Raw genomic sequence first — 14,485 nt, forward strand, 5'->3', positions numbered from 1 at the left:
GAACAGTAGTACCGCGCTTTGCGAAAGTCAGATTACTTAAATAAGAATGGTCGCTCAGTAGTACGCTTATTGATTGGCGACCTCCGGGATTTCGGCAATCCGCAGGCGGGTGGCTCCAACGGGCAGCAACGTCACAGTCTCAACCGGCTCCGTCGAAGCAACTGGACTTTGGGGCAGCGGGTCGGTCAGGCCGAAGTTATTGGGTTTCCAGTTCAGGATTCGCCGACCGTTGGCGGTGAGCCGGACGGGGCAGAAGTCCGGGTCCCAGGGCAATTGCCCGGCCCCGATGGGTTTGCCCGCAAACTTGAAGGCTTTCGTCGCGTCGCTGCCCAACACTAAGCCGTAGTTCCAGGGCGATGACGCCCGGATTTCGTAGGAATACCAGCCGTTCGGAGTCGGTTTGGGGGTGTGCATACTCGTAAAGGGCTTCCAGTCTTCCTTCACGGCGAGTGCGTAAACAAGCGGCCCCCGTTCCACCGACAGCGCGTTGTTTTGCCAGCGCGTTATCTGCGGAGTCATCGGCAGGCGCAGCGTCACGCGGTCGCCGGGTTTCCAGGTCTGGTTGAGGGTTAAAAACGTGTCGGGGCTGGGGTGTCCGGCTGGTTTACCGTTGACTCGCACTTCGGCGTTTTTGCACCAGCCCGGAATTCGCAATTGCAACGGAAACGCCATTGGCCGGGCTGGTTGCAATACCAGTGTAATCTGGTCGGAGAATGGATAATCTGTTTCTTCCCGAATCGTGATGGCCTGACCGTTAGCGAGTCTGGTAGTCAACACCGAAGGGGCGTACACAGCAGCGATGAGGCCGTTGCCATCCGCTGTTTTCAGCCATAGGTGTTCGGTCAGCAGTGGGTAGCCCATGTGCATATTGACCGTACAGCAGGGGTAACCTGAAATCACGCCGTAGGTCAGTACGTCGCCGTTGTGGGGGTTCGGGAATGGACGCGGTTGCACCGTAGCTGACACCGAATTGGGCAGGATATAGTACGGATGCGTCTCAAACTGCGGGTCGAAAAAGGCAGGCAGCGCGTTATAGGCGGCCCGTTCAAGTACGTCGCCCAGTGCAGCATCGCCGAAGACGCGCAGGTTATACTCCATCGAGTGCATAAACTCGACGGTCTGACAGGTTTCGGAGCCTTTCGAGCAGCCCATTGCCCGCACTTTCTCGTCGCCGACGGGAACGCCCCATACCTGCCAGTGGTATTTTTTCAGATTGTTCAGCCCTGTGTAAAACGCCTGTTTGTCGCTCGCTCGCCCACCCGATAACTGATACGCTAAGGCCGGGAACTTCAGTCCATGCGCGATATTGACGCCGTGAATCGGGCTATCGTCGAGCCAGCGGGTCGTGTCGATGTCGGTTCGTTGATCGACAGGGCCGGTTTTCTCAAAGAACGACACCCAGGGGTTTGTCTGGCTTTCGACCAGCCGGGCCAGAGCGAGTAGTTCGGGCTGTTTGGTTTTGCGGTAAAGCCACAGGATACTGCTGATGTCTTCGCCCCCCCGCGCCATCGCCCAGCTTTTCAGCGGTTTAGCTTTCAGGTGCCCGGCCTCGAAAGCGTAGTACTGTTGCAGGAACGGAATCACGCGGGCATCGCCGGTGGTCTCGTAGTGCGAAATCATGATCTGCGCTACTAACCAGCGCGGCCACCAGTCCTCGTCTTTCTGTGGCCCAAAATAACCATCGGCTCGCTGGCTTTTCAGAATCGCTTCGATCCACCGATTAGTTTTGGCAAGCATGGCCGGGTGTTGCGTTACGTAGGCCAGTGACTGAATACCACGCAGGTAGTACGGCCCCCGCTCCCAGGCTTCGCCGGTGCCGCCGAGCCAGGCCGAATTAGTGCCAACGTCGTCCCAAATCTCGTCTAAATGCCCCGACAAGCCCGAAATCTGGCGGTTGAGTTGCGTTTTGAGCCAACCTTCGGCCCGAATCTGCCCCGCAGGAATTTTTTCATAAACGGGCGGTACAAGAGTTGGTTGGGCCAGCCCGGTCAGCGGCAGCAAAGGCAGGCAGGCCAGCAGACAGTTTGACAAAAGCTGGTTTATGGGTTTCATGAAAATTGGATGCATAGTTGATTATTGATCGCTCAGTAGTGGTTGAATGGTCAGCCCGTTGGCCATGACGACACGGCAACCGAATACGCCACTGGCAATGGCTCCCCGTTGCGGCTGGAAGCGTACAGTCAGTTTGCCGTCGGGTCGGCGGAACGCATCGGGAATGAGGATGACTTCGTCGTAGAAGAGTGTTTCGTGTCGTTTGTCGCCGAGATTTTTGGTAGCAACTTTTACGTCATTGACATAAATATCGAGCAGTCCGTCTGGCTGCGGTCCCCAGGCTCCTTCCCACGTACCGCCCCAGAACTGGCACACCAGAAACACCGGAGCCAAACCGCCCGCTTTCAAATCGTAGCTGAACCAGCCCGTTGGCCCCGCCGTGCGGAAGGTTCGGAAGTTGGTCGTACTACGTCGGGTGTCGGCACCGCGCAGCCCATGCCGCACTTCGTCGGTGCTATCACCGGTTGCGACCGCATCGAGCAGATTCGTATAGCGGCTTTGCTGATATTGCTGCCAGTCGGCGGGCGAAAACATATCCCAATAGATAGAATACCGCTGACGGTTGACCCGGTAAAAAGGCAGCAGCGTGATGGGTTCGGCATTGGCGTCGGGCCGCGCCCGAAAACGCACGTCCGGCCCAGTCATCGGCTCAATCCAAGTTTCAGGCCGGGTTTTGTCGGCCACGAAGCGGGGTAGCTGGCGGAGTTCGGGCTTGTGTTCGTAACCTAAGTGATTACTGTTGAACGGGCTGATACCTTCGTCAGCCAAGTTACCCAACGTTCCGGCCAGCACCAGCGGACCATACAGAATAGCCGCTACGTTAGGATTGTCGGGCGTGGTTTCGATTCGGAGCTGGCGGGGTAGCACCAGTGTCAGGCGGTCGTTTTTGCGCCACCGACGCGTCAGGCTCAGGTAATCGGCTTCGGTATCGACGGCAACGGGCTTTCCGTTGAGCAACAACGTAGCGCGGCCTCGCGCCCAAATCGGGTTTCGCAGCGAGAGCGTAAATGACTGTTTACCAGCCTGCTCGATGGTAAACCGCATAGTATCACTTTCGGGAAAACGGCCTTCCTGCCGAAGTTGAAAGCCTCGCTCGGCCCACGTCAGCCGCGACGGCACGTAGAGGTTTACGAACACATCGCGGTCGGTATGGGCGTAGAGAGCCGTTTCGTACTGACCGGGATTTTCCATGCCCGACCCAACGCAACACCAGTTCGACTCATGCGGAGTGCTGAAGGTTTTGAAGAAGCCCGGCTTGGTCGAAAGGTAATAACAGAACATCCCGGTTTCGGGATCGATGGCGGCTAAGATGTGGTTGTACAGCGCGCGTTCGTAATAGTCCATGTAGCGCACCTCGCCCGTTCGACGGTAAAGCTGGTGAGCCAGTTTGAGCATGTTGTACGTATTGCAGGTTTCCGCCGAACTCGCCCCGATACGCCGGGATACTTGCCGGGCCGGGCCAAACCGCTCGTACTCGCTGTTACCGCCAATGACTAACGTATGGTCGCGCAGCACAATGTCGAAAAAATTAGAGGCCGACCGTCCGGCTGCTGTGTCGCCCGCTACTTCGTTGAGCCGTTCGTAGCCGATAAACTTCGGCACCTGCGCGTTGGCGTGGTGCGGGTACAGCATATCGCGGCCTTCGAGCAGGGGCCGGTACACGCGCTGATGGATAAACTTCCGGGCCGCCGTGAGGTATTTCGTATCACGATTGAGGGCGTACACGTCGGCCAGCACTTCGGTCATGCCAGCATGTTCAACGTCGAGCGATTGCTGAAACGTGCTGTCGGCGATGGGCAGAACGAGGTCATAAGTCCAGTCGGCCAGCCGGATGAGCGTTTGGCGGGCCTTTTCGTTACCCGCGTAGTGGTAGGCATCGCGCAGCCCGGCCATGAGCTTGTGGACACTGTACCAGGGATTGCCGCCATTGACAAACGGAAACTCCGGCCCCGCCGACTGGTAGCGGAACACCCCCCGGCGCATGAGTTCAAACTGTTCGATCTGGTCTTTATTGACAAAAATACCGCCATCCTGTCGCTGTTGCTGGCATAGTGCCAGTTCATCCACTACGTCGTTTACACGCTCGCGCAGGGCTTCGTTGCCTGTAGTGGCCCACATCATCGAACAGGCCGAGAGGTAATGCCCCGGCAAAATGGCCACACCCGATTCCCAGCCACCGTAGTGGTCGCCTTTGGGCAGCAAACCAACTGCCTGCCGGGGCCAGTGCATCAGGCGGTCAGGGTTGAGCGAGAGCAGGTAGGCCGCATCTTTCTGCTTCGCTTCATAAAATCGGCTGAACTGCCTTTCGCCGGGCAGTAGCCGAACGGCGGAGAGCGAAAACGCCTGTCGGTTAGCCGGTTGCAGTGTCCGCGTTTGGGCCTTAGCCGGAACAATCAGAGCCAGACAACTCAGGGCTATCAAATAAATTTGAGGTAAATGCATGACGAATCGGACAAAAAGACCCCCTCAACCGAGAGGGTCTTTGCATTACTAACCTATGATTGTTTTGTGGCTCAGTAGCCGGGATTTTGCTTCAGCAGTGGGTTCTTGGACAACTGCTGATCGGGAATGGGGTACAGGTCGCGCTTTTTGTCTTTGACCGTTTTAAACCGCCACGTACCGTTACCAAACTTATCGAAGCGGACGAGGTCATTGCGTCGCCAGTTCTCGAAATAAAACTCCCGGCCCCGCTCGGCCAGAATTTCGTCGAGCGTTAGCGTTGCAGTGGTGTAGGCTGGTAGCCCGGCACGGGCGCGAACGGCGTTAAAGTTGGTCAATGCACCGCTTATGTTACCCGACCGGAAGGCCGCTTCGCCCCGCATCATCAGTACGTCGGCGTAGCGCAGTACCGGAAAGTTATTATCCTGCAATCGGTATTTATTGCCCGACTGCATCCCAAATTTCACCATGCGGGCACCGTCGTTATCGTCGGCCTGTTGCAGGCTGGTCCAGTTGGCGTTCAGGATCAGCGGTTTGCCGTTGTAAATAATGGGTTGCCCCGATGCGTCGTACTGAGGCCCGGCAATCCACCCCTGTTTACGGATGTCTCTGTCATCGAAGGAGTTATAGAAATCGGCGATGGCACTAAAGCCGTTCCAAGGCGACTCCGACAGCCCGTATTTGTCTTTCAGGCCGGGGTGCATCGTAAACAGGTTCGGACTCATACCCGTGAAATCGTCGTAGCGGTAGTCGGTTTTGTCGTAGGGAATCACGAAGATGTTTTCGATGTAACTCCCATTGGCTCGATTGTCGGGCGAGAAGTCGGCGAAATAGTTTTTGTTCAAGGCGAATTTGCCGGACGCAATGACCGCGTCGCACTGCGTGAGTACATCGCTCCAGCGGGCCGTGCCGGTATATACCTGTGCGTTAAGGTACAGTTTCGCCAGTAGCGTCTGGGCCGTTTCGCGGGTAAATTTCGAGTACGTCTGCGGATGATTGGTCGGCTTCAGTACCGGAATAATGGCTTTCAGTTCAGACTCGATAAAGTTGAACACCTCCGTGCGGCTGCTTTGCGCTACGTCGCCAGTGGCCGTCGTTTCGGTCTTGATAGGTACGTTTCCGAAATTGTCGCAGAGCAGGTAATAGAAAAATGCCCGCAGCCCGCGCAGTTCGGCCAGTGCCGACTCTTTTCCCGCTACCTGTGTCTGCGACGCGTTCAGAATGCTCAGCGTGTTGTTGCAGGTGGCAATGCCCGTGTAGCACCAGTCCCACGTATCGTTCAGGTCGGGGGCAGTGGCGTTCCAGGTATGGTTGGCTAAATAAATCCAGCGGCCATTATCGAACCAGGCCCCTCCGCCCCGCGTCGGAGCCGTAAACTCGTCGGTGCTCGCATTGAGCGGCATGTAGATTTCCCGGTCATAATACAGCAGCAATCCCCGGTACGCGTTGCCGATAACGGTCTGGAACTCATCGTCGGCGGTGGGGTATTTCTGAGCATCCAAGCTATTATACAGGTCCGACTCCAGGCTACAGGCATTGATCATAACCGTCAGCACAGCCACCGTCAGCAGTGAAAATATTTTTTTCATGAGAGTAAAGTCGTTGTCGGTTAGAAAGATGCATTCAGGCCCACCGAAACGGTACGGGCGCGGGGATAGAAGAAAAAGTCGTCGAGACCAAAGGCAAGGTTGTCCGACGCATTGCTGGGCGAACCGTAGGTATTGGTCGTAGTGCCTGCCCGTACTTCGGGGTCTAAGCCCGAATACTTCGTAATCAGCAGCAGATTCTGCCCGGCAGCATAGAACCGCACCGACCGAATCCAGGTCTTTTGCAACCGCAGCGTGTAGCCCAGATTCAGGTTGTCGAGCCGCACGAACGAGCCACTCTCTACGTATCGGCTCGATACGGCCCCGGCTACTTTCAGGTTAGCATTGTCGCCCTCGAACGCCGACCGATAGACATTGGTAGGGTGCAGGTCGCCCGCCCGGAACGTAGTCGGGTTGTCGAAGACCATCCTGCCGGCGTTATAGACCTTCTGACCGAGCGACGAGCGGAAGAACACCGTCAGGTCGAAGTTTTTGTACGTAAAGGCATTGGTCCAGCCGAGCGTTACTTTCGGCTGGGCATTGCCGATGTTCTGCTTGGTAGCCTGACCGGGATCGGTCGTCGGGGCCAGTGTATTGCCCTGTGCGTCAAATCGTTCGTAGAGTGGCTGGCCTTTATCGTTCAGCCCCACTTCTTTCGGCGCGTAGAACGTACCCACCGGCAAGCCTTCTTTCAGCACAGCATAAGGGCCGTAGCCGTTCGTACCGCCATAGATAACCCCGTATCGAATGCCATCTGCCGGAAACGTCAGCCCATCGCCCGACAACCGCACAATTTTGTTGACGTTATGAGCCATATTGAACGAGGTACGCCAGGTGAAGTCGCTCTTGTCGATGGCGGCAAAATCGAGCGAGAGTTCAACACCCCGGTTGTTCATGGTGCCAATGTTGGCTAAGAAGCTGTTGGTGATGTAAGTTAGCCCATCGCCGTAGCGGTCGCCCGGATTCACTGAGTAATTGAACAGCAGATTGCGGGTGTTTTTGTTGTAGAGTTCGATGGCACCCGTCAGCCGATTGTTCAGCAAACCAAAGTCCACGCCGATATTGGTCGTAGCCGAGGTTTCCCATTTCAGGTTGGGGTTGGCATTCTGCGAAAAGAAATACGCCGTTTTGAACTGAATCGGGTTGTTGGGGTCGGTGGTGGGGCTGGCGTAGTTGCCCGATGCACCATACAGCAGCCGCGACGCGTAGTCGGAGATGCCGTTCTGGTTGCCCGTCACGCCGTAGCCAACCCGCAGTTTCAGGTTCGAGATGAGCCGGTTGTTCTGTAAAAACGGCTCATTCGTCAGGTTCCAGCCTACCGACACCGACGGAAAATAGCCGTAGCGGTTGTTGTTGCCAAACCGCGACGACCCATCGCGCCGGAAGTTGGCCGTCAGCAAATATTTGTCGCGGTAGCTGTAGTTGACCCGCGCCAGCAGCCCGTCGAGCTTCGATTCCGACTTGTACGAATAGATGTCGTTCTTAGTCAGGGTCTGATTGGCCGAACCGAGGTTATTGAACGAAAACTGGTCGGGAAAATCCTGCGCCTGCAAACCAAAACCTTCGGTTGTCAACTGCTGATACGTATAACCCACCAACGCCCCGATGGTATGCGACCCAGCCGTTTTGTTGTAGGCCAGCGTGTACTCAACCAGTCGGTCACTCACTTCATCGCTGCTCTGCCGACCATACGACACCTGCGTGTTGGTTTGCCCGTTGATGGCAAAAAACGTTTTGGGTCGGAAATAGCCGTAGGTGTTGTTATAGACACTGTACGACGTATTGACACCCGCTTTCAGGCCGGGCAGCACTTCCAGTATCACTTTCAGGTTGCCCAGCAACTGTGTTTCGCGCCCCTGATTGGTTGGTACGGTCAGGGCTTTGTACGGTGTTACGTTGTTGAAGCTGATGGGCGGGGCATTCAGGCTACCGTCGGCATTATAAACGGGTTCGGTCGGGAAATAGCCCACCGCGCTGGTAAAGGCTGCGTAATCGACAAACTGTTTGTTGTACTGATTGGCCGACAGGTTTAGCTGTACGTCGAGCCGGTCGTTCAGGCCGCGCTGCGTGAGATTGAGCCGGGTGTTCAGCCGGTCGAGTCCCGAATTGAGCGCGATACCCGGCTGCTTCAGATACGCTACCGACCCCCGATAATTGAATGTGGAGGAACCGCCCGAAACGCCGAGGTTGTGGCTCATGCTCACCGCCGTGCGCGTGATGGTCTTGAACCAGTCGGTGCGGGCCGTTGACGTGTTGGGATTGCCGGGATTCAGCTCGTTGTATTTCGCTACGTATTCGTCGGGGCTGAGTACGTTGGGCAGTTTATAAGGCGAATCGAAGCCTATGTAAGTGTTGTAATCAATCGCAGTACGCCCCGAACGACCGCGCTTGGTGGTGATGATAATCACGCCGTTGGCCCCTCTCGACCCGTAAATAGCCGAGGCCGATGCATCTTTGAGTACGTCGAACTTTTCAATGTCTTCGGGCGCAACGGCATTGAGTGAAGCTCCCAGTACGCCATCAATCACAATCAGCGGCTCGGCAGAGGCCGTCAGCGACGCAATGCCCCGCAGCCGAATCACGGGTCGGTTGTTGGTCGGGTCGCTGTTGTTGGTAAAAATATTCAGCCCGGCCACGCGCCCCTGCACCGCCTGAAGCGGGTTGTTAATAACGCCCGTGTTGAAATCTTTGCTGGTAATGGTGGCCGTAGCTCCCGTTACATCGGCCTTGCGCTGGGTGCCGTAGCCTACCACAACCACCTCGTTCAGGGCCTGATTCGTTGGCACCAACTGTACGTTCAGGCTCGTCTGACTGTTGATAGCCACCTCCTGCGTAGCGTAGCCGATGTAGGAGAAGATCAGTGTTCCCTCGCTGTTGGGTATAGTCAGCGAGTATCGACCCTGCGCGTTGGTAGCCGTACCAATGGTAGTGCCTTTCAGCAGGATATTCACGCCCGGCAACCCATCGCCGTTTTCGCCCGTTACCGTACCGCTGATGGTCAGGGCCACGTTGTTGGTAGTAGTGAACGAGGGTACAGGGCTGTTTTCGATCAGCCCCATACCAGGATCGCGGGGCTTCACCACAATCTGGCGGCTGTAGGCCGAGTAATACAGATTGAGCGGAGTCAGCAGCCGGTCGAGTACCTGCCCCAGCGGTTCATTGGTGGCTTGAATACTGACCGGGCGGCCGACAGGTATTAGCCGGGTGTTGTATGAGAAGCGCACGTCGGCCTGTCGGCTCAGTTGTTCCAGAGCCGCTTCCAGATGAATGCGTTCCACCCGCAGCGTTACGCGCCGGTTGAGTAAACCCTGATTTTTCTGGGGGTAGGCTGTTGTGATGCCCGTACACCAGATTGCTATAACGAGCTGAATCACAGAAACCTTCATGATTCGGTACAGACAATCCCGCGACTGTCGTCGGTTTTTTGTAGTATTGTGCATGTTTTTGGGAATTTAGACGAGACTCGAAAACAGGCCCTTGGCGGGGCCATTCATTGGCCGGTGGTGTTGGCGCACTCCCGGCCTTTTTTGTGTTCGCAACGGTTAAGAGCAGAGCATGGGCGATTAGGGTTGTGTGAGATAAAAAGTTCTGGCTTTACGTTCATGGGCAACCGCGTCCACTAAACCGGATTCGGTTGCCATCCACCTCGTAGCGGGCATCGGGACCAATCACTTCGGCCAGCACCGAGAGTTTTTCGGTCAATGGCTCGTCGCCCAGTGTGGTTGTTACACGGCAGTTGGCAAAGCGAACAGCATCATAGTCAATGCGTATGCCATAGGTTTGAGCCACCTGATCCAGTACAGTCGTGATCGGAGCATCGTTGAACGAAAACGACTGCTGGTTTAATTTCCGGGCAAGGGCCGAAGGTTGTTGCACCGTTTCGGGTTGCAGGGTCTCGTCGGCAGGGCGAACTGTCACCTGCTGGTTAGCCTGAAGCGTAACGATACGTGGACTGGGGGCGGTCAGAGTCTGGTTGGCATACACCACTACACGTCCTGTTCGTACCTGAACAGAAGCCTGTTGGTCCAGCGCACGCACCAGAAAGCTGGTGCCCACTACGCGGGTGGTCAAGGTTTGGGTACGGACGAAAAAGGGTTGGTTGGGGTTTTTAGCGACCTCAAAAAACGCTTCGCCCACGAGTTCCACCTCCCGGCGGTCAGCCGCAAAACTGACCGGATGCCGCAGACTGCTGTTGGGCCGTAGATAAACCACACTGCCATCCGAAAGACTGATAAGCTGATCGGCTGCCGTTCGGTTGGCCTCCTTTATCCAGGCCGGGCCGCGTTCGGTCGGGCCGCGTTGAACACTCTTGTTTTCCGATTCTTTTTGTAAGAAGCCAATTGTGTTGTCAGCAGAACCAGCTCTTTCAGAGTTTATTAGCAGGAGCCAACTCACCAGCCCACCGACTACTGTAATAGCAGCCGCCACCCGCCAGTGGGTAAATGTTCGATGCCAGAGCGAAATCAGTTTGGGGTCTGCCCCAATAGGGTCTGTTTCGCGTTCGCGGATGGTATGCCAGGTGTTCGCAATAAGTTGCTGTACGTCGGTGTCCGCAACGGGCTGCTCGTGGAGGGCAGTTGCAGCCAGAAATTCAGCCCCCTGCCGGGCGGGTATCAGCAAAGCGGGGTGTTCATTCAGCCAGTGAGTGAATGGATGGTCCGGCTGCATAAACGCGCCAGACCGGACCCAGTCCCGAAATGTCTCGTCGGCCAGAAACTCGTCGGCGGTTGAATAGTAGGCCCAGGCTTGCATGGCAAACTGCTTTGGTTTTATCCGTAGGAGTCAGAGCCATTAATCATGTACCCATGCCGGGCGAAAAAATTTTATGACGCAGGGGCAATACCTGACGCCACTAAGCCGAAGAGACAACTGAACAGTTCGGCAGAAAGGTTGTTGCGAAGCGAGGCTAACGTCCGCTGGAGCAGGTTCGATACCGACTGATACTGAAGGCCCATTACCTCGGCAATCTGGCTTTGGGTAAGATTCTGGTGGAATTTAAGATAAATCACCTCCCGCTGCCGGGCCGGTAGCTGATTGATGTATCGGTTTAGCTGGTCGATGCGGTATCGGCTTTCTTCATCAGCAATCCACTGCTGTTCAGCCGAAAAAACAAGCGTAAACTCGTTGGTCATTCGCTCATCCAGCGATTTACCAAATTTGGCATTTCGTTGTGCCAATCGCCCAATCCGGTGCCGCACAGATGCCAGTAGGTAAGCCTGTATAGATTCGATTGGTTGTGTTCGGTGTCGTTGGTGCCATAGCTCTATAAAAACATCCTGCACACTGTCTTTTACCAATTCGTCATCCAACGACCACTTCCGCCCGTAATTGATAAGTTGCCCGGTGTACCGTTGCATGAGCCGTGTAAAGGCTGACTCCTCATCCTCGCGAACCCATTGCCAGAGTTCATCGTCCGTAGCAGAATAACGTATCAGTTTGGGCATAGGCGCGTTCGTAACCGAAAGACATGGCCGAAGAGCCACCAGTTCTGCTCAAAAGTATAAAATTTCTGGACAGAGTACTAAACCTAAAAACAACCATATATTTTAACAAAAGCAGGCTTAAGAATATTCCTGAATAACTACGCGACTTTCTACTCCGCTTCTGGTGATTGTTTGACACTCCCCCCGCTAAAGCAGGGGAATTCTTACGCAACGCCCAGCCGCAAAGGTTCTGACCAGTCGCTTGTCGATGTGTTGGAGCAATTGGTCTTGTAAGGGCTGGAGATATTGCTGAATCTTAGCCTCGAGAAAGTCATTAATGGTTGGCTTTACAGCAGCCGTGGTGTTATTTTGGGGACATGGCTTGAGCATAAAAAAGACCTCCTTTCTGGCTTTGGCGTTGTGGTGATGCTCAAAGCTAAGAAAGGAGGTTCTCTTTTTGGGCCAGCCCTTAAAATTCGGAATGACTCATGTTCACAATCAATTTAACAGCACGTACTAACCAATAGCCACCCGTTTGAAGGCCGACACGGTCAACCCTTTGCTGGTTTTCTCTAACAACTGCGAAATCGTCAATGAGTTGTCTTTTACGAACTCCTGATTTAACAGCGTATTTTCTTTATAGAACTTATTCAGTTTACCCAGTGCAATCTTCTCCAGCATAGCCTCGGGCTTGCCTTCCTGACGAGCCTGCTCTTTGCCGATTTCAATTTCACGCTCGATCACCGTGGCATCGACTCCGTCTTTATCCAGTGCAATGGGTTTCATGGCGGCAATCTGCATAGCAATATCTTTGCCAACTTCCACCACGTCGGTGCCGTTGGTATTGCTCAGGCCGACCAGTACGCCGAGCTTACCATTCGAGTGGATATACGACACCACTTTATCGGCTGATACGCTCTCAAACGAAACGACATCGATCTTCTCGCCGATTTTACCCATCAGATCGGTAATATGATCCTGCAAGGTGCGGCCATCGGCCTGTGGGGTTGCCAGCAAAGCCTCTTTGTCGGTGGCGTGGGTTGCTACAGCCGTACTCATCACAGCCATTGCCAGGTTCTGAAAATCGGCTACTTTCGATACCGGCTCGGTTTCGCAGGCCAGGGCAATCACTCTGCCACTTGTGCCGTCTTCGCTTACGTGCGCCAGTACAATACCTTCGGCGGTCGCGTTATCGGCCCGCTTATCGGCTATTTTCTGACCCTGCTTACGCAGAATCTCCTTTGCTTTGTCAAAATCACCGTCGGCCTCGGTCAGGGCTTTTTTACAGTCCATCATGCCGGCTCCGGTCTCTTGCCGAAGTTTGTTTACGTCAGCAGCAGTAATTGCCATTGTTGAAACAGGTTTCAGTTGTTAAGTTTTCAGTTGTCTATAGCAGACTGATGTTCACGTTCGCATAACACCAGTCATATGTATTCACACAATAGCCCATAGCGGCTGCTACGGGCTATTATATAGTTGAGTTGTAAAGTTGTAGGGTTATGTAGTTGTAAAGTTGTTCGGCCCTATCTGGCGGGCGGATGCCAACTTTACAACTGTATAACTCTAAAACTCTATAACCTTATTATGCTTCCTGCTCGTCTTCAGCTACTTCGGCTACAGGAGCCGTTGCTTCAGGGGCAGCGGTTTCACCTTCGGCGCGGGCCTGAGCAAGGTCTTCAACCCGCTTGGCTTCTTCCTCCTCCTGAACGCGCTGATCGTCTTTATCCTGCTTACGCTCCATAAGGCCCTCTTCGATGGCTCGCCCAATAGCCAGCGTGATGAGCGCGATGGATTTGTAAGCATCGTCGTTGGCGGGAATGGCGAAATCTACCTCATCGGGGTTCGAGTTGGTATCGCACATAGCAAACACAGGAATACCCAGCCGATGCGCTTCGGCTACGGCAATGTGTTCACGCTTCACATCCACCACGAACAAAGCAGCAGGCAGGCGGGTCAGGTCGGCAATACCGCCCAATACGCGCTCCAGTTTCTCTTTTTCGCGGCTTCTGGTCAAACGCTCGCGCTTGGCAATGCTCTTGACGGTCTCCTCGTCTTTCAGCATTTTGTCAAGCGTCTGCATTTTTTTCAACGACTTGCGGATTGTGGCGAAGTTGGTGAGCATACCACCCTGCCAACGGTCGGTAACGTAGGGCATCTTCAGGCGACGCGCTTCTTCCGAAACAATTTCCTGCGCCTGTTTTTTAGTTGCCACGAACATCACCTTGCGGCCCGAGCGTACAATGCCTTTAATAGCATTGCAGGCTTCATCGAGAGCAGCAACCGTTTTGTTGAGGTCAATAATGTGGATGCCGTTTTTCTCCATGAAGATATACGGAGCCATCCGGGGGTCCCACTTACGCGTTAAGTGTCCGAAGTGTACACCAGCGTCGAGGAGGTCTTTATATTCGATTTGTGCCATTTCCGAAAAATGAACAATGTGAAATGAAAAATGTGTGTTACGCAGCACCGCGCATCGGCATCATCTAAGCGCAGTCTGGACTTTTACCGTGAACAGTCATCAGTAAGCAGCCAACAGTTGTGTACCTGTAGAGCGCATCGCGCAACTGTTGGTTGTTGACTGATAACTGAAATTAGCGTTTCGAGAACTGGAACCGACGACGGGCTTTGGCGCGACCGTATTTTTTCCGTTCTACCATACGCGAATCCCGTGTCAGGAAGCCTTCTTTCTTGAGGGCCGGGCGGAACTCAGCGTTGAGTTCGACCAATGCGCGGGCAATTGCCATGCGGGTTGCTTCGGCCTGACCGGCCACACCCCCACCACGAACGTTTACCTTCACATCGTAGCCACCTACGCCATTTACGGTCGCAAAGGGCTGGTTCAGAATAATTTGCAGTACTTCGGTAGGGAAATATTGTTTGTAATCTTTCCCGTTTACCGTGATAGCCCCGTTGCCTGCCGACATATAAATGCGGCTAATGGCGGTTTTCCGGCGGCCAATGGTGTTAATACGATCCATTCGTCTG

9 protein-coding genes are annotated in these 14,485 nt (G+C 54.7%); all 9 read right to left on the minus strand.

Annotated elements, in window-relative coordinates; all coding sequences use genetic code 11:
• Nucleotides 1-66 precede the first annotated feature (66 nt).
• The 9 genes from AWR27_RS17760 to rpsI all read right to left on the minus strand — a co-directional run bounded on the left by AWR27_RS17760 (nt 67) and on the right by rpsI (nt 14,478).
• Nucleotides 67-2,067 (minus strand): beta-L-arabinofuranosidase domain-containing protein, encoded by a 2,001-nt coding sequence (locus AWR27_RS17760; protein ID WP_077132437.1) that lies wholly within the window; start codon nt 2,065-2,067, stop codon nt 67-69.
• 6 nt (nt 2,068-2,073) lie between these two features.
• Nucleotides 2,074-4,494, minus strand: a complete 2,421-nt coding sequence (locus AWR27_RS17765; protein ID WP_083732895.1) for a beta-L-arabinofuranosidase domain-containing protein — start codon at nt 4,492-4,494, stop codon at nt 2,074-2,076.
• A 71-nt stretch (nt 4,495-4,565) separates the two neighbouring features.
• Nucleotides 4,566-6,080, minus strand: coding sequence for a RagB/SusD family nutrient uptake outer membrane protein (locus tag AWR27_RS17770; protein WP_077132439.1), 1,515 nt, complete (start codon nt 6,078-6,080; stop codon nt 4,566-4,568).
• Nucleotides 6,081-6,100: 20 nt separating this feature from the next.
• A complete protein-coding gene (locus tag AWR27_RS17775; RefSeq protein WP_083732896.1) occupies nt 6,101-9,517 on the minus strand; it encodes a TonB-dependent receptor in 3,417 nt (1,138 codons plus the stop codon).
• Nucleotides 9,518-9,677: 160 nt separating this feature from the next.
• Complete coding sequence (locus AWR27_RS17780; protein WP_077132441.1) at nt 9,678-10,829, minus strand: FecR family protein; 1,152 nt, start codon at nt 10,827-10,829, stop codon at nt 9,678-9,680.
• 71 nt (nt 10,830-10,900) lie between these two features.
• On the minus strand, nt 10,901-11,521 hold the full coding sequence (locus AWR27_RS17785) for an RNA polymerase sigma factor (RefSeq protein ID WP_077132442.1): 621 nt from the start codon (nt 11,519-11,521) through the stop codon (nt 10,901-10,903).
• Nucleotides 11,522-12,016: 495 nt separating this feature from the next.
• Nucleotides 12,017-12,850 carry a translation elongation factor Ts gene (gene tsf / locus AWR27_RS17795; protein ID WP_077132444.1) on the minus strand — a complete coding sequence of 278 codons (834 nt, stop codon included), beginning with the start codon at nt 12,848-12,850 and terminating at the stop codon, nt 12,017-12,019.
• Between the two features lie 232 nt (nt 12,851-13,082).
• On the minus strand, nt 13,083-13,919 hold the full coding sequence (rpsB, locus tag AWR27_RS17800; RefSeq protein ID WP_077134055.1) for a 30S ribosomal protein S2: 837 nt from the start codon (nt 13,917-13,919) through the stop codon (nt 13,083-13,085).
• 172 nt (nt 13,920-14,091) lie between these two features.
• The gene (rpsI, locus tag AWR27_RS17805) at nt 14,092-14,478 is read right to left on the minus strand and encodes a 30S ribosomal protein S9 (protein ID WP_077132445.1); all 387 of its coding nucleotides are present in this window, start codon (nt 14,476-14,478) and stop codon (nt 14,092-14,094) included.
• Nucleotides 14,479-14,485: the final 7 nt, after the last annotated feature.

It is taken from the genome of Spirosoma montaniterrae (assembly GCF_001988955.1).
Classification (GTDB): domain Bacteria; phylum Bacteroidota; class Bacteroidia; order Cytophagales; family Spirosomataceae; genus Spirosoma; species Spirosoma montaniterrae.

Excerpts from the sequence above, each read along its gene's own strand:
- AWR27_RS17760 (WP_077132437.1), bottom strand. The coding sequence starts at position 2,067 with ATGCATCCAATTTTCATGAAACCCATAAACCAGCTTTTGTCAAACTGT.
- AWR27_RS17765 (WP_083732895.1), bottom strand. The coding sequence starts at position 4,494 with ATGCATTTACCTCAAATTTATTTGATAGCCCTGAGTTGTCTGGCTCTG.
- AWR27_RS17770 (WP_077132439.1), bottom strand. The coding sequence starts at position 6,080 with ATGAAAAAAATATTTTCACTGCTGACGGTGGCTGTGCTGACGGTTATG.
- AWR27_RS17775 (WP_083732896.1), bottom strand. The coding sequence starts at position 9,517 with ATGCACAATACTACAAAAAACCGACGACAGTCGCGGGATTGTCTGTAC.
- AWR27_RS17780 (WP_077132441.1), bottom strand. The coding sequence starts at position 10,829 with ATGCAAGCCTGGGCCTACTATTCAACCGCCGACGAGTTTCTGGCCGAC.
- AWR27_RS17785 (WP_077132442.1), bottom strand. The coding sequence starts at position 11,521 with ATGCCCAAACTGATACGTTATTCTGCTACGGACGATGAACTCTGGCAA.
- tsf (WP_077132444.1), bottom strand. The coding sequence starts at position 12,850 with ATGGCAATTACTGCTGCTGACGTAAACAAACTTCGGCAAGAGACCGGA.
- rpsB (WP_077134055.1), bottom strand. The coding sequence starts at position 13,919 with ATGGCACAAATCGAATATAAAGACCTCCTCGACGCTGGTGTACACTTC.
- rpsI (WP_077132445.1), bottom strand. The coding sequence starts at position 14,478 with ATGGATCGTATTAACACCATTGGCCGCCGGAAAACCGCCATTAGCCGC.